Here is an 18,307-nt window from a genome sequence, read left to right as displayed (position 1 = left end):
GTCATCCCACCAGACAATGCATCAGTCGGGCCTGCAGCTCATCGCTTTGATGTTGCGCAAACTGACACGGCGTCTGGCAGCTTTGCAGACTATCGGTAGCCCGCGAGCGTTCGTACAGAGTGGCTACCTGCAGCGTATCGCCATCTAAACCGGTTACCTCGTTGATGCTGACAACCACCCGGCGACCGTCTGAAAGACGGGCAATTTGCACAATAATATCAACAGCACTGGCGACCTGCTGGCGAATGGCGCTAATCGGCAGCTCGATCCCCCCCATCAGTACCATAACTTCCAGCCGGCGCAACGCATCCCGCGCGGTATTAGCATGCACCGTACTTAACGAACCGGCATGCCCGGTATTCATAGCCTGTAACATATCCAGTGCTTCAGCGCCGCGACATTCGCCGACAACCAGTCGATCGGGTCGCATTCGTAAGGCATTAATCACCAGCTCGCGGATACCTACGGCCCCCTGCCCTTCCTGATTTTTGGGCCGGGCTTCAAGACTAATTAAATTGTCATGGCTGAGCTGTAGCTCGGCAGCATCCTCAATGGTGATCACACGTTCGGTGCCGGGGATCTCACTGGATAAGGTATTTAATAAAGTTGTTTTACCTGTACCGGTGCCGCCGGACACAATAATATTTTGCCGGCAGCTTACCGATAAACTTAAAAATTCAGCGGCCTCGGCCGACAGTGACCCGGACTTCACCAAATCGTCCAGAGTTAACGGCTTAGCGGAAAACTTACGGATAGTCAGACAGCTGCCGGCCAGTGCCAGTGGCGTGATCACTGCATTAACGCGCGAGCCATCCTGCAGCCGCGCATCAACCATAGGCGAGGCGTCGTCGACGTGACGACCCAGCGGCAGGACAATACGATCGATAGCACGCCGTAATGCCTGCTCATTACTAAAAGCGATTTGCGCATCCTGCAAACAACCTGCTTTTTCGATGAAAATCCGGTCAAAGCGATTAACCATAATTTCTGATATTTCCGCGTCGTGTAACAAAGGTTCGAGCGGCCCCAGGCCAATAGCTTCGTTAACCACTTCGCGGATCAGGTTCTGGTGCTGCTGATGATCATCCACCTGTTCCGACAAATAGCGGCTGGCATGCTCCCGTAAGGCTTTATCTGACAAATTCTCGATGCGTGGATCACGCTGATCCAGATGCCAGCGTAATTGTTGCTGTAAATGCTGTTTAATATCCGACATATGCCTTTTCCTTAAGACCTGAGCAACCCGCCTGACGTAGCCATTGTTGCTGTTCAAAGTAACGCTGTTGCTGCTCATCAATGCGCCGCTGGGCAGCATCCAGACGCTCTGTTGTTACCATGATCAGCAGCTCCGTCTGCTGTTCCCGGTGTTGTTGTGATTGAAATAACTGACCCAGTAGCGGCAGCTTCTGCAGCCCCGGCGTTGCGCTTTCACTGTGGCTTTTCTCGTGGCTTAATAAGCCGGATAACACCAGTGTATCGCCCTCCCGGGAAAGAAATATTGAGTCTGTGCGGCGCGACAAAATACCCGGAACGCCAGCGACGGTGACAGCCGGATCGATATTGCTGACCTCGGCGCTTAAGCGGGTTTTAATTTTTCCGGTTGCGGTAATTTCCGGCTCAATAATGAGTTTAATCCCGTATTCGCGGAAACTGACATCCTGCATGCCTTGCGCAAGCACTTGCGGTATCGGCAGTTCACCGCCGGCCAGAAACGTCGCACTTTCGCCGCTTTGTGCCGATAGTGTCGGGCTGGCCAGTAGTTCCGCCTGGCCCTGTTGCTGCAGCAAATTTAACGTAGAATCAATTTGTGCTGACCAACGAAACATCCCTTTTATGGCTGTTGCTGCAGTAGGTCCGCTGGTGGTAGTCTGCCAGTCAATACCCAGTTCGCGCAGCTGTTGACGTTTAATCTCAAGAATTTTAACGCTTAGCCGTAGCATCGGCTGGTCAACCATTAGCGTGGTGGTTTGATCCAGCAACTGCGGATAAGTCTCTTCCAGCTGGGCCAGTATCAGCGCCCCTGCGGCACTAATATCTCCTTTGACGATGACAAAATTGTCTAATGACTCGGTGGTTAAATTCGGCTCCCGCCCCGTCAGGTCCTTAAGTTTTAGCATCAGCGCAGGATCGCTGACTTCTGCTACGGTTACCCGCCAGCGGGTCGCCGTTTCATTAATCAGCCATAAGTCGCTATAGCCCTGGCTTTTGCCTTTCAGCAAGAGTTGCTTAGTCCCAACCAGCCGACCGCTGAGGACGGTTTCGTCGGCGATCATAATCTGAGTATTTTCGGCAACCGGCAGGTGAAATGTCTCGCCGACTTTTAAGCGAATTGTTTGTTCTGCCATCGCTGCAACGCTTAGCAGCATCCAGGGCAATAGCATTAACCTGCGAAATATCATTCGGAGCTCCAGCTTAAGATCTGCGCAGGCGGAGCTACCGGCTGCCAGACGGAGTGGCGAGCGGCCATCTCGCTGGCTCGCACCCATAATGAATAGTCATCTCTTTGGTAATGACTGAACAGACGGATGCTTTCAGCCGGAACCAGCAGGGTTATTCCTAAAGCGGCACTGTAACTGGTGTCATAGCCATCGCTGCTGCTGCCCAAATCAAATACCGTCAAGTCAGTGAACACCTGTTGCGCCCTTTCCCCATCAGGCTGTTGCCGGTAAAAAACCACATCAACACTGTCACCAACCGCCAGTAAGCCATTATGGCGCGCTACATCAGAGCTGGGCAGCGTCACGGCATAATGATGTTGAGGGAGCTGTCGGCTCAAACCGGCAAAATTATGCGCTATCAGCATTGTGGCAGTTAATGGCTCTCCCTGGCTGACATCGTGCTTTAAACGCCGGCCTAACAACGGGCCAATATCAGCTGCGGTCAGCCATTGATCACTGACCAGGTGCTGCGGATAGTCGCGCACTGCAAGAGCCTCGGCTACTAAGGGTTCATCCTCACTAACGGCCCGGGCAAACACCACAATAGCCAACGATTCTGGTTCTGCCTGTTGCAGGCGCCGCTGGGTTTCTTCTGACAAGTACTTTTGCAAAAACAACAGAGTAATCCCGGTCATTGCTAAACTGATCAGTAAAATAAGGATCCACTTAAGCTTACCTTTCACAAGCCTCCCATTGGCACGATGGCAACGTAGTTTAAAATAAAATGAAAATGCGCAATGACCGCGGCTCCCAGGGCCCTTAATTCCGTCAACAGAGCAAATTGCCCCTCGCCGAACCAAAGCAATACCAGTAATGCCAGCGCCAGCAATAGCCATTCAACACTGGCCTGCCCCCGCTGTCGCATCAGCGTATCAGTACCACAAATGTCCAGCTTCCCTGCTCACTGAATACTAATCGCCCGTCATCGCCCTTAAGCAACCAGTAATCATCGGAATCTGCCAGCTCAACACGTTGCTCAATCCGCTGCGCCAGCCGAAAATGCAACTGCCGTTTTAATAAATTCAAAGGGCGCTGACTGAAGTAAATCCAGACCTGATAACCGTTATGCTCGGTCCGGTTGATTAAATCTAGCCCCAGCGGCAATGGCGACTGCTGACTGAGAGCCGGCTGCTTAAGGGGCATAAGCACCCACTGTTGTTGCTGAAATTCAAAAAAGGTCCAGAGTTGTCCTTCAATTTCACATACCCAGTAATTATTCATTCGCGCCTCGGTACACTGCGGGTACCAGCGACTCAACTGTTGCCAGTCAGGCTCGGCCGGCTGTTGTAACTGCCAGGCAGTAACCTGAGTAAGCTGCTGAATAGAATGTCTTTGCCATTGCCAGGACTCAAAGCCTGCCGGTACGTCCATTATCAATCCTGCCTCCCTGGCTGATCGTTTAATTCGACTTTTTCTGTAACGCCTGCTGTGGCACCACATCGGTGTCAATATGACCAAAAATGAGTGAATCCGGGCGTACCTCTTTCGCTATGGGTAACCAGCCAATACCTTTTTGCAGGAATTCAATGATGCTGTTGTCGAGCACCGTATTTATGACAAACAGACGCGGCCGCCCCGCTAAAGCATCACCGGTGCTCGCTGACCAGCCATCAGTGAGACGTGCCATCGGATACTGATTAACGGCTCCGTCGGCGGCTTGTCGGTTGTGTCTTAAATTTTTGTTATCAAAATCCAGCGGCACCAGTTTGCTGAGCTCGTTAAGTAACCGCCCCGAAGCTTTCGCTGCACTGTAATTGTCTGACAACAGCGCTTTTTCGTCATCCATCTGTCGGGCCCAGATAAGGTCCCGGTTACTCAGCAATTGTTGCTGGTTGGTGTGGGCAGCAGGCAACAAATAATCAGTTAATAATGCCACTGTGCTGATCAGCAACAGCAACCCCAGAAGAGCTTCCAGCACTACCTGCCCCCTATCCATCAATGACAAACTCGCGGGTTACAATAGCTGCCTTATCGGCTGCGGTTAAAGGCACCAGCTGCGGCTCCCACAGAGCATTGAATAAATTGTCCTTCTCCTGAGCGTTATCAGCGCGGGGGAACACCGATAACGGCCGCGAAAAGATCACTTCGGCGCGGGCATGACTGATTTGCCCGCTACGGCTATCTTTTATCGCCACCACCACCGCATTAGCACCATAGCGACTGCCGCGGCCAAGGCTCCAGTAACTGAAAGGCAACTGCTGGATCCGATAACTGCGCATAGAATAAAAACCAATGCGTGAAGACCCGGGGTTAATATCAAAGGCATTACCATACGAGCCGGGTTGCCAGCGCGAAGCCCAATAAGGCTGGAAGACACCGCGGGCCGATCCTGCGATCGGCAGGCCTTCCTTCCACTTACCAAAAAAACCGTACTTACGGTAATGCACGGATAGCGAATCCAGTGCATTCCAGTTCCAGCGTCCGTTTGCCGGGGTTTGCAGCGCCGAGCCGCCGGCTTTTTGCATTCGTAAAAACACAACAGAAGCCCAGCGATAGCTTCTGTCCCGGGTAAAAGGGTCACGGCTTTTTAACGTTAATTGACGGAAGTCATCTGAATGCTTGCGTTTCCGCGTGCTGCGCAGTGTACTGAACTGCCACCATAGCAGCGGAAATGGCACCACCCCGCCGCCATGGTATAAGGACCAGCTTAAGTTACTGTCGTGAGCATCAACCACCTGACCAACACTCAATGGCGTTTCTGCAGTCATCGCAAGCTGCAACGCCGTCTGGGTTAACGATATCGCCTTGACCACACCCACGTTAAAAAGAATCAGGCCACGGATCACCTGGTCACCAAAATGCTCAATTTTAGTCAGTAACCGATAGGCGCTAATGGCGATACCCTGCAATCCTGGAATTAAGGCCAGCACCTTAGCAGCCACTTTCAGACCCGCATTCATCATTGACAACCAGCTTGCCAGACCCAACCACTGAGCCATAGCAATCTGGTTACCAATTAGCGCCCGGTTAAGCACTGCAGCCAGATTCAATTGGCGCGACAGCAATACGGCGGCACTGTGGGCAGCATTGTCAGCAACACTTTGTAAGTACCACTGACGCCTGGCATGCTCTCCCATCCGCGTTGCAGCAAGCAATAACAACACCATCAGAAAAATAGCGACCGTCATCAGCATCAAGGTCTGTCCGCGTTGCTGTGTCCGGGATGCAGCCAGCTTCATTCACTGATTGCCCTGTTCAGTGGCTTCGTCGTAATTGCCCAGATTAATGTCTTTATTGGCGTTAGTTCCGGCGCTGCGGGAGGCTTGACGTGCCCGGTTTAGTTCCGTGGAAGCGGTCTGACCGGTAATTTCCTTGGCCAGGCCGGCAACCTGATTACGGATTGATTTACCGAACAGAGAATAAACACCAATCGCTGCAACGGCGATCAGGGCAACAATAATGATGTACTCGGTCATACCCTGACCGGCAATTTTTCGACGCGTTGGTGTAGGCAACATAGTGCACTCCTGCTGTTTCCGTGACCGGATTGTCATCGGCAGGCAGAAGTATAGGTGCCTTAATTCAAGGCAGGCAGAGAACCGCTGAAGGCTTACTCGATATTAAGATATTTGTGCAGCTGAACCGATAAGCGCCAGTTACGGCGGATGCAGGTTTGCATCGCTAAGGCGGTTGCCCGGGGCCTTTGACTGATAGGCTGCAGACAAATTTGTACGTCTTCGCGCAAGTCGCAACGAGCCAATAACTGGTCCAGGGCGTCGATATGTTTTTGCATCGCGATGGGGTGTTTGATTTCATTAGCCCGTGCCATACAATCCGGCCGCACCAGGTAACCGCCAGGCATATCCAGCTTGGGTGAGACAGTAACCCAGGTTTGCCGTGATACTTTAAGTTCAAATGTACCGCTGGTTTCGATTTGTAACTGCAGGCCGTTGGCTTCCAGTACTTGCGAAAGCGGCAGTAAGTCAAACATCGCCGGCTCTCCGCCGGTTATCACCACATGTTTTGCCTGGTAGTCCTGCGCCACGATAGTATCCATTATGTCGTCAGCAGTCATCTCGGCCCAGGCCGAAGCGGCCGTGCTTTTAGCCAGCATAGCCGCAACCGAAACCTGATCCTGCGGCCGCGTCTCCCAGGTATGCTGGGTATCGCACCAGGGACAGCCCACGGGACACCCCTGTAAACGGATAAAAATGGAGGGGACACCGGTAAAAGTACCCTCTCCCTGTAAAGTTTCAAACATTTCATTGATGCGATAAGTCATAACATTAGTTAATATAGCAAGCGCTGTGGTGATTATAACGGAGAGAGAGCTAATGTCACAAAAAGTCGTGGTGATTTATTCAGGCGGAATGGATTCATTTACCGTACTTAATAAAGCTGTGCGTCAGGGATACGAGGTATTAGCCCTGTCATTTGATTACGGTCAGCGGCATGTAAAAGAACTGACCGTTGCCCGCCAGGTTTGCCGCGAGCTGAACATTACCCACAAAGTTATCGATATTACTGCTATCAATAGCTTGCTGGCCGGCAGTTCTCTGACCGATGACATTGACATCCCGCAAAGTCATTATGAGCAAGAATCAATGCTATCCACCGTGGTACCTAACCGCAACATGATCCTGCTCTCTATGGCGATCGCCTACGCCGTATCGCAGCAGGCCGAAGCCGTTTACTACGGCGCTCATTCAGGCGACCATACCATTTACCCCGACTGCCGCCCGGAATTTGTCCGCCAGATGGATGTGGTCAGTAAACTGGCAAACTACCAGCCGGTTGCCGTGGTAGCGCCTTATCTGGAGGTCGATAAGAATGAGATTTTACGCGACGGTTTAGATATGGGGCTGGACTACAGTAAAACCTGGACCTGTTACAACGGGCGCGATAAAGCCTGCGGAAAATGCGGCGCCTGTATTGAACGTTTACAGGCGTTTGCCGCTAATCAAGTTGCTGACCCGCTCAGCTATGAATAAGCGTTAGCCACTGCTGAGCCTGCTGCCAGCGGTCGGTGCGCTGCAGCTCTTGCAGATCACCATGGGTGGCTTTCCCCCGCATGCGCTGCAGGCGTTGGGCGCTGGCCGCGGACGTTTCCGGCAATGGCTGTTGCAGCAGTTGCCGGACGGCTGCCCGGTCATTGCATACCAGTACCATATCGCAACCAGCGGTAAGTGCGGCATGCGCCCGCGCTGTGATATCACCGACAACAGTTGCCCCATGCATTGACAAATCATCACTAAAAATCATGCCGTCAAAGCCCAGTTGCTGGCGTAATACCGACTGTAACCAATAGCGCGAAAAACCAGCCGGCTGATCATCTAACTGAGTGTATATAACATGGGCAGGCATCATACCGTCCAGCTTATTAGCCAGCGCCCGAAAAGGCACCAGATCCGTTGTAAAAATACTTTCTTTATCACGCCCGTCCTCGGTGATGGCAATATGAGAATCCGCCTGCACCGAGCCATGGCCAGGGAAGTGCTTGCCGGTCGCCGGCATTCCTGCTTCATGCATTCCGGCAATAAACTCAGCGGCTAGTTGCACCACGGTTTCGCCGTTATCGGCAAATGCCCGTTCACCAATGACGTCGCTAACGGCGTCTATATCCAGCACCGGAGCAAAACTGATATCCAGACCAGCGGCTTTTACCTCGGCCGCCATCAGCCATCCCAGTTGCCGGGCTACTGTGCGCTGTTGCGCTTTATCAATACGGTGCCTGATATTTGCCATTGCCGGAATATCGCTAAAGCCCTGACGAAAACGCTGTACCGGCCCGCCTTCATGATCAACCGCAATTAACAAAGGCTTGCCCGCTGCTGCGCGGCTGTCGGCACACAAACGATTCAGTTGTTGCACTGACTGAAAATTGCGACTGAATAAAATAAGGCCGTGTACATCGGGGTGAGCCAGTAACTCCTTGTCTTCGCTTGTTAATACTGTGCCTGCGATGTCGATCATGACTAGCGCCATAGAGTTTCCTCTTAAATTAAGATTGCTGGCTGTTTAGTGTGCCAGAGCGTTAAATTTTCGCTATCCCTCTTTTGTATTTATTTATGCTGGTTTAAGCTACTCAATAATAAAAAAATAACATCTGAGTAAGTTATGAACACTGCAACTATCACCTGTGCTTTATCTGCTGCCTTATTAGTAACAGCTTGTGGTGGCTCTTCTGGAACCTCTGCTGAAACTGATAGCAGCCAACAGGCTGGCTACGGGACTTGTTCTGTCGCTGACCAAAATCAACGCTTCTTTGATTACATGCAGGAAGACTATTTTTGGAATGAGCAACTACCTGCTCAAATCGATCCCGAGAACTTTGCCAATCTGGACGAGTTGCTCGACCAACTCCGGGCTCCTGAAGACCGTTACAGCTACATCTTAACCGACGAGGAATATCAGTCTCTGTTCGTTACTGCAGAATACGCCGGTTTTGGCTTTTCTCAGCAACAAGTCAGTAACGATGAAATCAAACTGCGTTTTGTTTATCAGGATTCTCCGGCCTGGAATGCCGGTATGCGCCGTGCTGATAGTCTTATTGCCGTCGACGGTGTAAAAACCAGCGAGCTGCTGGCCAACGGCAGCTATGGTGATGCCCTCGGCGAAGCGGAGGTCGGCGTAATCCGCGAACTGAGCTGGCGCACCCCCGATGGTAGAGAATTTACCGAAACTCTGAGCAAAGACGTGGTAGCAACTAACAGCGTCATGGGCACTCAGGTCTGGTCATTAACTAACCAGACCGTGGGCTATTTCACTCTGGACAGTTTTATTAACCGCACTGGTGCCGACCTAAATCAGGCTTTTGACCAGTTTCAGCAACAAAATGTGACGGATCTGGTCATTGATTTGCGCTACAACAGCGGCGGTTTAATTCGCTATGCTAACCAGGCTGCGACCCAGGCCGCGGGTATTAATGTCCAGGGCGAAACCTTTATCGAGTATCGTTTTAACGAACAAAACAGCGATCAAAATCAGCGCGTCCCCTTTAGTTTAGTCGACGGCGTTGAACAGCTTGATCTAAATGGCGTCGTATTGCTCACTACCGGTGCCAGCTGCTCGTCTTCTGAGATCATCATTAACTCATTACGCCCGCATATTGATGTCACGGTAATTGGCAATGCAACCTGCGGCAAGCCCGTCGGACAGGTTCCCAACGAATTGTGTGATAAAGTCACCTTCGCGATCAATTTTGAAACCGTCAATTCCGCTGGTGAAGGACAGTATTATCAGGGGCTACAACCCGACTGTCCCGTATCCGACCAACTGGTTGCAGACTGGGGCAGTTTTAACGATCCGCTGACCGCGGCGGCAAAGCATGTTCTGGAAAACAACAGCTGCCCGGTCGCTGCCGCCGCCATGCAATTAACCGAATCATCAGCCGGGGTCCGGCAAACCGCTGCCCCTCAGTTTTACAACTTAAAAGAAAAACGCGCCTCACTGCAGTAATCATGGCAGTGAAGCGCGCCAACTGAAAGCCGCAGCATATTCAGTTAATTTTAGTCACGGATCGGCGCTTTGCGGATGTCCCCTTTGGTAGTATAAAACTGGTTGTGCTCCAGAATGCCCGGCGCAAAGCTATCCACACCGATGGCTCTTAAACGCAGGCGCTCAGTAGCAGCCAGTTGTTTAGCCTGATCGCTATTAAGAATACCTTTTTCCAGCGCCGTATCGGCCAGCTCCTGTCCATTCAGGTTAGCTGACAGCTCACCTTGCTTTTGCGCCTTGCGCAAGGTTTTATAAACATCTTTTAGCTCAAGCATCGACAAAAATGCTTTTTCCATGTGACCGGTCATGTCGTTTTCGTCGTCTTTCCAAAAACACAGGAAGGTATGACGATCCCGGGTCACACCCGGCTTCATCATATCGGCACTGATGTCCTGCGATAATTTATCTGCCGGTGCATTAAAGTGATTACCCAGCGGGAACACCACCACGCGCATTAAGTTCGCCACCACCCTATTTGGGAAATTGCGAAAGAACCCGGTAAAGGCCTGTCCAATTTCATACAGATGGCGCTGCACGGCATAATGAACATAAGGTAAGTCTGCCGCCTGCCGGCCTTCTTCTTCAAAGCGCTTTAACACCGCCGATGCCATATACAGATGGCTGAGAACATCGCCTAAACGCGCTGAAATCATTTCCTTGCGCTTCAGATCGCCACCAAGCATCAGCATAGACACATCGGCCGCCATTGCCAGGCCACGGCTCATGCGGCTAAGGTGCTGATAGTAGCGGGCTGTTTCGCCACTCACCGGAGTCTCATTAAAGCGCGAGCCCGTCAGCCCCATCCACAAACTACCGAAAACATTGCTCACCGCAAACTTAACATGTTTAACTAACAGCCGGTCAAAGTCCGCTAATGCCTGTTCCTGATCCGGATTGGCAGCAGCTTTCATTTCCTCCAGTACATAGGGATGACAGCGGGTTGCTCCCTGACCAAAAATCATCAGATTACGGGTCAGGATATTAGCGCCCTCAACCGTAATGGACACCGGTGTTGCCATGTAATTATGACCCAGATAGTTGTGGGGGCCTAACTGAATGCCTTTACCGGCATGCACATCCATGGCCTGTTCCATTACCTGCCGGCCCATTTCGGTCATGTGATACTTAGTCATTGCTGTTACAACCGACGGGCTTTTACCCTGACACAGAGCACTTACGGTCAGTCGCCGCATTGATTCAATGGTATAATTGGTTCCGCCAATTTTTCCCATCGCTCCCTGGACGCCCTCAAATACTCCAATCGGCAAACCGAATTGCTGGCGCACGTAAGCGTAAGCACCGGTCATACGCTGGCTGACATGACCCGTGGCCGCGGCCAGCGCCGGTAAAGATATTCCCCGGCCCGCTGAAAGGCATTCCACCAGCATACGCCAGCCTTTGCCGGCGTAATCAATACCACCAATAATCCAGTCCAGCGGAATGAAAACGTCTTTACCATAGGTGGTGCCGTTTAAAAATGCCTGATTAAGCGGAAAGTGGCGATCGCCTGTCTCAATCCCCGGATGGTCGGTCGGGATTAAAGCGCAGGTAATACCGAGGGCTTTTTTGTCACCCAACAAGCCATCGGGATCATATAACTTAAACGCCAGGCCAAGCACCGTTGCTGCCGGTGCCAGAGTAATATAACGTTTTGACCAGTTTAATCGAATACCGACGACTTCCTCACCGTCGTGTTGACCCCGGCAGATTACGCCCTCGTCGGGGATTGCGCCGGCATCGGAGCCTGCTTCAGGCCCAGTTAGCGCAAAACAGGGGATATCAGTACCGTCAGCCAGTCGCGGTAACCAGTAGTCTTGCTGAGTTTTGGTGCCATAGTGGGTAAGCAGCTCGCCCGGCCCGAGAGAATTAGGCACCATGACCGTCACCGCCGCGCTGACCGAGCGGGTAGCAATACGCGAAACAATGTACGAGTTAGCCGCCGGAGAAAAATCAAGGCCACCGAACTCTTTACCAATGATCATGGCAAAAAAGTGCTCTTTACGCAGATAGTCCCATACCGGCTTGGGTAAGTCGCGATCCTGCTGGACGATCTTAAAGTCATCCAGCATATCCAGTAAGGTTGCCAACTGGTTATCTACAAAGGCCTGCTCCTCTTCCGTCAGCTTAGGTTCAGGCATATCCAGTAGCTTTTGCCAATCCGGCCGGCCGCTGAACAGGTCACCGTCCCACCAGACATCACCGGCTTCCATCGCCTCCCGCTCGGTATCCGATAAGGGCGGCAGAATACGTTTAAATAGACCGAAGATCGGCTTGGTGATTAGACTGCGACGGATATCGGTCACTGCCAGTACAATAACCAACAAGACAATCAGTAAGATAATAATTTCCACGGTTTTCTCCGACTCGCTTATTACTGTTTAAAGTGTAGACAAGACAACAGGCTTTTGCTCACCCGGCTGCGTTACTACCCAGTCCGCCGGCAATGAACACAATTAAATGCTCAATAACCGATTCAATGTTGGCCTGCTCATCAAATTCTGCCTGAGCAATTTCGACAAGCGCCTGCCCGGATACCTGAGCAAATACCGTGGCACCCAGAACAAAATGCAACCGCCAGAACATATCCTGCTCTGTTAGATGAGGATTCGCGCGGTGTAACAGCGCCAACAAATGCTGTAATACATCACCAAAAGCAGTCTGTGTGTAACGCCGCAAATGTCCCTGCGTTTCTGCATAAGCAAAGCCCAGCAGCCGCAAGAAGTGTTCGGTACCGCGTTGATTTACCCGGGTCAGACTTAATAACGGGGCTTTAAAACTATCAAAAACGTTCAGACTGGTCAGTTGTGGCTGATCATCCAGTTGCTTTAGCTCGGCTTCCAGAGCCGGCATAAACACATTCATGTAACGTGCGACAACCGCCTGAATCAGGGCTTTCTTAGAGCCAAAATGGTAGTTCACGGAGGCCAGATTAACACCGGCGGTCTGAGTTATCTGCCGCAACGAGGTTTGTTCAAAACCGTCGCGGGCAAATTGCGCCTCGGCGGCATTTAAAATTTTTGTCTGAGTGCTAATTTTACTTTTCTGTGGGATATTTACCAGTTCGGTCATAATCGTAAACGCATATTTAAAACATGCGTTTAATTTAATTCAGTTCGTTTCAGCGATCAAGTGTTCGCTGAAACTATTTCGCCAAGGTGACTAACCCAGCCAGACGTCCAGGAACAGCATCACCACAAGCCCAAGCATCAAACCGATACTGGCTCTGCTGTGATGGCCCTGGCGGTGAGTTTCAGGAATAATTTCATGGCTGATAACATAAATCATCGCCCCTGCTGAAACCAGCAGACCCCAGGGTAAAAACCACTCAGCATGACCGACAAACCAGCCGCCGATAGCTCCGCCAACAGGCTCCACGGCGCCCGTTAACGCAGCAATGTAAAACGACCGCCACGGACTATAACCCAAAGCCAGCAAGGCCAGGGCCACGGCCAGGCCCTCGGGAACATTTTGTAAGCCAATCCCCGTGGCAATCGCCGCTGTGGCATCAGCATCGCCACCGCCGGCGGTGATACCAACAGCCAGACCTTCGGGAATATTATGAATGGTAATGGCAATAATAAATAACCATAAACGACTGATACGCTGGACTTCGGGACCTTCAGCGCCTTTAACAAAGTGCTCATGAGGCACCGCGTAATCAATACCGGCAATTAAAAAGCTGCCAAGCAATATGCCGGCAACCGCTATTGCAGGCGGAATTATTGCGTGTTGATACTGCTGTTCAGCCAGTTCCAGAGCCGGAACAATGAGCGAAAAAAATGCCGCTGCCAGCATCACACCAGCGGCAAAACCTAATAAAGCATTGGTATTGCGTTCGCTGGGCTGCCAGCCAATTAGCACCGGTGCAGCACCTACCGCGGTCATCCCGCCACTTAATAGAGTGACCAGTAAAGCGGTTAACCAAGGTTCCATCACAACTCCTTAATGACGCCAGTAGTGGCGGTGGAACAAAATCAACACCGTCATAATTTCCAGCCGCCCCGCCAGCATGGCAAAAATCAACAGGAATTTGGCACCGTCAGGCAAACTCGAAAAGTTACCACTTGGCCCGACAATATCTCCCAGCGCAGGTCCGACATTACTAACGGCTGAAACCGCACTGGAAATCGCGGTCAGAAAATCCAGATCAAACAACGCCAGACCCAAAGCAATCGCAGCTACCAGTAAAAAGTAAGTAAAGCTGAAGGCTACCATAGAGCCAAGTAGTGAGTCATTAACGCGGCGGCCGTGATAGGTTTGTACCTGCACCAGGTTTGGGTGAATCAGCTGGCTGAACTGGCGCCGTAATAGCAACTGAGAAAGCTGAAAGCGGAAGATTTTCATCCCACCGGCGGTAGAGCCGGTACAACCACCGACAAACATTAAATAAAAGAAAATCATTAATGACCAGCTGCCCCACTGGCCGTAGTCTTCCGTCGCATAGCCGGTTGTGGTGACAATGGAGACAACATTAAATGCGGTGTGCAGCAGGGCGTCGCCGACGTCCCGTCCTTTCACAACCTGAACCAGAGTGATAACAGCGATAACCAGTACCAGGAACACTAAAAATGAACGAACCTGAGTATCATGCCGCAGCGGTTCGGTATCGCCTTTCAATGCGCGAATATACAGCACGAACGGCAGCGCGCCGGCCACCATGAATAAGGTACCGACAATAATTAAAAACGCGCTATCAGAAAAATGCCCAAAAGAAGCATCGTAGTTGGAAAAACCAGCTGTCCCAATGGTGGTCATACCGTGGACCACAGCATCAAAAGCTTTCATGCCCCCGAGCAGGTACAGACTAATAACAATAACGGTTAACAGCAGATAAACTTTGCCAATGGCCATCACCATTAAACTAGACCGTGGCAGGAACTTACCCGACATATCCGACGATTCAGCCTGGAACAGGCGCATACCACCAACCTGCAGAAAGGGTAAAATCGCCATTGCCATAACAATAATACCAATACCGCCAAGCCACTGTAGCATACCGCGCCATAATAGAACCGACTGCGGTAAGTCATCCAGGCCGGTTACCACAGTTGCGCCGGTTGTGGTAATCGCCGACATTGCCTCGAACCAGGCATTGGTAAAATCAAGGTGGGGCTGAGCAAAAATAAAGGGTAAGGTGACATACAGACTGGAGCTAACCCAGCACAAAGTGGTTAGTAAAAACACTTGCCGGGCGCGCAGTTTAGCCTGCCCTGAATCCAGCGAGAACAAACCCAGGCCACCCACCAGGCCCAATAACGACAGGGTCAGATAGGTCCACTGGTCTTTTTCGCCATTAACAGCCGCCAGCACAAACGGCGCCAGCAGAGCCAGCGATAAAATAGCAATCAGCGCGCCCATGGCTTTGAGCAACAGCTTAATCGCCTGCCGTGGGCGCAGGCGATTATCAGCAACAGGGGTCAGCTGTTGGCTCATGTTCAATTACACCGACGTATCCAGCACAGGAAGGCTTTTTACAACATCATCGATAGCTTTCATTTGTTGCAAATAGTCTTCCAGAGCTCGTAATGGCAGCGCACAAGGGCCATCGCATTTAGCTTGATCAGGATCCGGGTGGGCCTCGATAAACAAACCGGCGATACCCAAAGCCACCCCCGAACGCGCCAGCTGTGCAGCCTGAGCTCGTCGTCCGCCAGCCGAGTCCGCGCGTCCGCCGGGGCGTTGCAACGCATGAGTCGCATCAAAAATAACCGGTGCCATGGTCTTCATTTCATCCATACCCAGCATATCAACCACAAGGTTGTTATAACCAAAGCATGAGCCGCGCTCACACAACATAATGTTGTTATTACCGGCTTCGTTAAATTTAGTGATAATGTGCTGCATTTCCTGCGGAGCCAGAAATTGCGGCTTTTTAACGTTAATCAAGGCTCCTGTTTTTGCCATAGCCACCACTAAATCGGTCTGCCGTGCCAGGAAGGCCGGCAATTGAATCACATCAACCACCTCAGCTACCGCCTCTGCCTGATAAGGCTCGTGCACATCAGTAATAATTGGCACCGAGAACTGTGCTTTAATCTCTTCAAAAATACGCAGTCCCTGCTCCATCCCCGGACCGCGAAACGAATGAACGGACGAGCGGTTGGCCTTATCAAATGAGGCTTTAAACACATAGGGAATGTCCAGCTTATCGGTAACCGAAACATAGTGCTCCGCGATGCGTAGCGCTAAATCGCGCGATTCCAGTACATTCATACCGCCAAACAACACTAACGGCTGTTGATTAGCTATGGTGATATCGTTTAACTGCAATGAAGTTATCATAAACTCTGTCCAGGTTAATTCAGTTAACTACCTACAACCCGCAGCACCTGGCCGGCAAGGTAAGCCATATAAGTGCCTAAAGCATAGCCCATTACGGCCAGTAAAACGCCTACCGGTGCCAATGACGGATGAAAGGCAGAGGCTACCACCGGCGCGGATGCGGCGCCACCGACATTGGCCTGACTGCCAACCGCCATATAAAATACCGGCGCATTGATAATTTTCGCTACCAGCAGCATCAGCCCAGCGTGAATTAGCATCCAGATGGCACCAATCAAAAAGTATTTAGGTGCATCAACAATCGCGGTGATATCCATATGCAGGCCAATGCTGGCCACTAAAATATAAACGAATACCGAGCCGATTTTTGAAGCCCCGGCCGCTTCCAGCGAACGCGCCCGGGTAAAAGACAGTACAATTCCCCCGGCCGTGGCCAGTACAATAACCCAGAAAAACAAACTGTTAAGGCTAAAACGGCTTAAATAAGGTAAATGGGTACCAATGGCCGGGGCAATCCAGTCTGCCAACCAGTGCGCCAGGCCAGCAACACCAAAGCCCACTGCCAGGATCAGCATTAAATCGCGCAAAGAAGGGTTACGCACATGCTCAGCCTGATAGGCTTCTACTCGTTCCCGAATGGCGTCAATAGCTGAGGTATCAGCGCCTGTACGAGCATCAATCTGGCGGGCATTTGCCGCCATGTAAAGCAACACGGCCATCCACAAATTGGCGACAATGATATCCACCGTCACCATAGCGGAAAAAATATCACCGCCAACCTGGTAGACTTCTTTCATTGCCGCCTGGTTTGCTCCACCACCTATCCAGCTGCCGGCAATGGTCGTCATACCACGCCATACGGCATCAGGACCGGAACCACCCAGCATTTCAGGAAATACAGTTGCCACCAGCAGTAATGCAATCGGCCCGCCTATAACAATACCCAGAGTACCGGTCAGGAACAAAATAAGGGCTTTTGAACCCAGGCTCAGAACCGCCTTAAAGTCCAGACTAAGGGTTAATAAAACCAGACAAGCTGGTAATAAATAATCCATGGTGATGTCAGTCACCACGGTGGTTTCGCCGTTAACAATGTTAAAGGTATTCAGTAAGGATGGTAAAAAATAGCAAAGCAACAGGGCCGGCACAAACCGGTAAAATTTCTGAAAAAATGGGTGCGGGCTGGCCTGGGTATAAAATATCAGACCTAAAATGGCTAACAAAAGACCGGTTACAACACCTTCATTGGTGATCAGTGCAGTGCTCTCAGCAGCGGCGGGAACAGCAGCTAGCATTCGGTATCTCCTATACTCTGGATTGCTTAGGGTAAATTAGCTTTCAGATCAGTGAAACAGGTGTTGTGGACCTGAATAACCCTCAAGTTGTAATTTCAGCAGTTCCGCACTGGGATCATCCGGACATTGATCAACAAAGTATTGATAATCATCGACAGCGACATGTTGGCAGCCAAGCTCCTCATAAAGATAACCCCTGTCTCTGATTTCATAAGGATCGTCAGGTTGAAGGGTGAGCAACATTTGCACGCAGCGAAGGGCCTTTTCATATCTTGCCTCTGCCATCAGACACTGTTTAAGCTCGGTCAGATAACCTTCCAACAGTGCCTTTTGTGGTGTTGGTTCAGCCCAGTCCCAGCAAAAATCCGCATCACCGTCCATGACCTCATCAAACCTTGCCACCACTTCCTGATAGTCAACCAGCTGGCCGTTCTGTGGATCAATAAAGTAAGTTTCATCAGCTTGGGCCATTTTCAGCAGCGGGTAACCGGGAAAATCCACCACCTGCAATTCAAGACCCTGTTGCTGTGCGCATTCTTTTAATAATATCGCCAGCACCAGCGGAATGCCGGTACGATAAGCGACCACCTGGTCAATTGCCACCCGATGTGACGGAACCCAGCTCTCCGGCGCGTCACTGTAGCCCAGCTGACGATAGAACAGCTGACTGAGTTGTTTAATCTGTTGCTTAATATCAAGTTGTGGGTCGATATCAGCGGCTTGCTCAAGTTGTCGCCGAAAGTCAGTCAGGCTGGCGCCGTCACTCAACTCTAACTGACGGCTGATTTCCCAGACCATTTCAATAGTCGGGACTAACTGCTGTTCACACTGCTGAAGGAACGAATACTGCATGTT

General features: G+C 51.2%; 19 protein-coding genes. 2 read left to right on the top strand and 17 right to left on the bottom strand.

What is annotated here, in order from left to right:
• Position 1 precedes the first annotated feature (1 nt).
• The 9 genes from LG288_RS04455 to queE all read right to left on the bottom strand — a co-directional run bounded on the left by LG288_RS04455 (position 2) and on the right by queE (position 6,660).
• Complete coding sequence (locus LG288_RS04455; protein ID WP_404402429.1) at positions 2-1,216, bottom strand: CpaF family protein; 1,215 nt, start codon at positions 1,214-1,216, stop codon at positions 2-4.
• Positions 1,203-2,399, bottom strand: a complete 1,197-nt coding sequence (locus tag LG288_RS04450; RefSeq protein ID WP_404402427.1) for a type II and III secretion system protein family protein — start codon at positions 2,397-2,399, stop codon at positions 1,203-1,205. The genes LG288_RS04455 and LG288_RS04450 overlap by 14 nt, the downstream gene beginning before the upstream one ends.
• Positions 2,396-3,121, bottom strand: coding sequence for a Flp pilus assembly protein CpaB (gene cpaB, locus LG288_RS04445; RefSeq protein ID WP_404402425.1), 726 nt, complete (start codon positions 3,119-3,121; stop codon positions 2,396-2,398). Before cpaB ends, LG288_RS04450 begins: the two co-directional genes overlap by 4 nt.
• Positions 3,118-3,303: a hypothetical protein gene (locus tag LG288_RS04440; protein ID WP_404402423.1), complete on the bottom strand. Its 186-nt coding sequence runs from the start codon at positions 3,301-3,303 to the stop codon at positions 3,118-3,120. The genes cpaB and LG288_RS04440 overlap by 4 nt, the downstream gene beginning before the upstream one ends.
• Positions 3,303-3,809, bottom strand: coding sequence for a hypothetical protein (locus tag LG288_RS04435; protein WP_404402421.1), 507 nt, complete (start codon positions 3,807-3,809; stop codon positions 3,303-3,305). The genes LG288_RS04440 and LG288_RS04435 overlap by 1 nt, the downstream gene beginning before the upstream one ends.
• A gap of 28 nt (positions 3,810-3,837) precedes the next feature.
• Positions 3,838-4,356 carry a hypothetical protein gene (locus tag LG288_RS04430; protein WP_404402419.1) on the bottom strand — a complete coding sequence of 173 codons (519 nt, stop codon included), beginning with the start codon at positions 4,354-4,356 and terminating at the stop codon, positions 3,838-3,840.
• A 10-nt stretch (positions 4,357-4,366) separates the two neighbouring features.
• Positions 4,367-5,617 (bottom strand): pilus assembly protein TadG-related protein, encoded by a 1,251-nt coding sequence (locus tag LG288_RS04425; RefSeq protein WP_404402417.1) that lies wholly within the window; start codon positions 5,615-5,617, stop codon positions 4,367-4,369.
• Positions 5,618-5,896 carry a Flp family type IVb pilin gene (locus LG288_RS04420; protein ID WP_404402415.1) on the bottom strand — a complete coding sequence of 93 codons (279 nt, stop codon included), beginning with the start codon at positions 5,894-5,896 and terminating at the stop codon, positions 5,618-5,620. It lies immediately after the preceding gene.
• A gap of 92 nt (positions 5,897-5,988) precedes the next feature.
• The gene (gene queE, locus LG288_RS04415; RefSeq protein ID WP_404402413.1) at positions 5,989-6,660 is read right to left on the bottom strand and encodes a 7-carboxy-7-deazaguanine synthase QueE; all 672 of its coding nucleotides are present in this window, start codon (positions 6,658-6,660) and stop codon (positions 5,989-5,991) included.
• 52 nt (positions 6,661-6,712) lie between these two features.
• Between queE and queC the strand changes: the two genes are divergently transcribed.
• Positions 6,713-7,369, top strand: a complete 657-nt coding sequence (queC, locus tag LG288_RS04410) for a 7-cyano-7-deazaguanine synthase QueC (protein ID WP_404402411.1) — start codon at positions 6,713-6,715, stop codon at positions 7,367-7,369.
• On the opposite strand, the gene nagZ is transcribed toward queC, so the two are convergent.
• The gene (nagZ, locus tag LG288_RS04405; RefSeq protein WP_404402409.1) at positions 7,356-8,363 is read right to left on the bottom strand and encodes a beta-N-acetylhexosaminidase; all 1,008 of its coding nucleotides are present in this window, start codon (positions 8,361-8,363) and stop codon (positions 7,356-7,358) included. The two genes, queC and nagZ, sit on opposite strands and share 14 nt — an antisense overlap.
• A gap of 132 nt (positions 8,364-8,495) precedes the next feature.
• On the opposite strand from nagZ, the gene LG288_RS04400 reads away from it, so the two are divergent.
• Positions 8,496-9,836 carry a S41 family peptidase gene (locus LG288_RS04400; protein ID WP_404402407.1) on the top strand — a complete coding sequence of 447 codons (1,341 nt, stop codon included), beginning with the start codon at positions 8,496-8,498 and terminating at the stop codon, positions 9,834-9,836.
• Positions 9,837-9,886: 50 nt separating this feature from the next.
• Here LG288_RS04400 and LG288_RS04395 read toward each other — a convergent pair whose 3' ends face one another.
• From LG288_RS04395 to LG288_RS04365, 7 genes are all read right to left on the bottom strand, one after another.
• Positions 9,887-12,226 carry an acyl-CoA dehydrogenase gene (locus tag LG288_RS04395; RefSeq protein WP_404402405.1) on the bottom strand — a complete coding sequence of 780 codons (2,340 nt, stop codon included), beginning with the start codon at positions 12,224-12,226 and terminating at the stop codon, positions 9,887-9,889.
• Positions 12,227-12,284: 58 nt separating this feature from the next.
• The gene (locus LG288_RS04390) at positions 12,285-12,944 is read right to left on the bottom strand and encodes a TetR/AcrR family transcriptional regulator (RefSeq protein ID WP_404402403.1); all 660 of its coding nucleotides are present in this window, start codon (positions 12,942-12,944) and stop codon (positions 12,285-12,287) included.
• Between the two features lie 90 nt (positions 12,945-13,034).
• Complete coding sequence (locus LG288_RS04385; protein ID WP_404402401.1) at positions 13,035-13,808, bottom strand: ZIP family metal transporter; 774 nt, start codon at positions 13,806-13,808, stop codon at positions 13,035-13,037.
• A 9-nt stretch (positions 13,809-13,817) separates the two neighbouring features.
• Entirely contained in the window at positions 13,818-15,308 is a 1,491-nt protein-coding gene (locus LG288_RS04380) for a TrkH family potassium uptake protein (protein WP_404402399.1), read from the bottom strand.
• Positions 15,309-15,314: 6 nt separating this feature from the next.
• Positions 15,315-16,157 carry a 3-deoxy-8-phosphooctulonate synthase gene (gene kdsA / locus LG288_RS04375; RefSeq protein ID WP_404402397.1) on the bottom strand — a complete coding sequence of 281 codons (843 nt, stop codon included), beginning with the start codon at positions 16,155-16,157 and terminating at the stop codon, positions 15,315-15,317.
• 23 nt (positions 16,158-16,180) lie between these two features.
• Positions 16,181-17,452: a DUF819 domain-containing protein gene (locus tag LG288_RS04370; RefSeq protein WP_404402395.1), complete on the bottom strand. Its 1,272-nt coding sequence runs from the start codon at positions 17,450-17,452 to the stop codon at positions 16,181-16,183.
• Between the two features lie 48 nt (positions 17,453-17,500).
• Positions 17,501-18,304 (bottom strand): SirB1 family protein, encoded by an 804-nt coding sequence (locus LG288_RS04365; protein ID WP_404402394.1) that lies wholly within the window; start codon positions 18,302-18,304, stop codon positions 17,501-17,503.
• Positions 18,305-18,307 lie beyond the last annotated feature (3 nt).

The organism is Idiomarina seosinensis, assembly GCF_044797955.1.
Taxonomy (GTDB): Bacteria; Pseudomonadota; Gammaproteobacteria; order Enterobacterales; family Alteromonadaceae; genus Idiomarina; species Idiomarina seosinensis_A.
Note: the sequence above shows the minus strand (reverse complement) of the source record. Positions and strands in the feature narration are given on the sequence as shown.

Coding starts and splice junctions, on each gene's coding strand:
- LG288_RS04455 (WP_404402429.1), bottom strand. CDS start 1,216: ATGTCGGATATTAAACAGCATTTACAGCAACAATTACGCTGGCATCTG.
- LG288_RS04450 (WP_404402427.1), bottom strand. CDS start 2,399: ATGATATTTCGCAGGTTAATGCTATTGCCCTGGATGCTGCTAAGCGTT.
- LG288_RS04440 (WP_404402423.1), bottom strand. CDS start 3,303: ATGCGACAGCGGGGGCAGGCCAGTGTTGAATGGCTATTGCTGGCGCTG.
- LG288_RS04435 (WP_404402421.1), bottom strand. CDS start 3,809: ATGGACGTACCGGCAGGCTTTGAGTCCTGGCAATGGCAAAGACATTCT.
- LG288_RS04425 (WP_404402417.1), bottom strand. CDS start 5,617: ATGAAGCTGGCTGCATCCCGGACACAGCAACGCGGACAGACCTTGATG.
- LG288_RS04420 (WP_404402415.1), bottom strand. CDS start 5,896: ATGTTGCCTACACCAACGCGTCGAAAAATTGCCGGTCAGGGTATGACC.
- queE (WP_404402413.1), bottom strand. CDS start 6,660: ATGACTTATCGCATCAATGAAATGTTTGAAACTTTACAGGGAGAGGGT.
- queC (WP_404402411.1), top strand. CDS start 6,713: ATGTCACAAAAAGTCGTGGTGATTTATTCAGGCGGAATGGATTCATTT.
- nagZ (WP_404402409.1), bottom strand. CDS start 8,363: ATGGCGCTAGTCATGATCGACATCGCAGGCACAGTATTAACAAGCGAA.
- LG288_RS04400 (WP_404402407.1), top strand. CDS start 8,496: ATGAACACTGCAACTATCACCTGTGCTTTATCTGCTGCCTTATTAGTA.
- LG288_RS04390 (WP_404402403.1), bottom strand. CDS start 12,944: ATGACCGAACTGGTAAATATCCCACAGAAAAGTAAAATTAGCACTCAG.
- LG288_RS04385 (WP_404402401.1), bottom strand. CDS start 13,808: ATGGAACCTTGGTTAACCGCTTTACTGGTCACTCTATTAAGTGGCGGG.
- LG288_RS04380 (WP_404402399.1), bottom strand. CDS start 15,308: ATGAGCCAACAGCTGACCCCTGTTGCTGATAATCGCCTGCGCCCACGG.
- kdsA (WP_404402397.1), bottom strand. CDS start 16,157: ATGATAACTTCATTGCAGTTAAACGATATCACCATAGCTAATCAACAG.
- LG288_RS04370 (WP_404402395.1), bottom strand. CDS start 17,452: ATGCTAGCTGCTGTTCCCGCCGCTGCTGAGAGCACTGCACTGATCACC.
- LG288_RS04365 (WP_404402394.1), bottom strand. CDS start 18,304: ATGCAGTATTCGTTCCTTCAGCAGTGTGAACAGCAGTTAGTCCCGACT.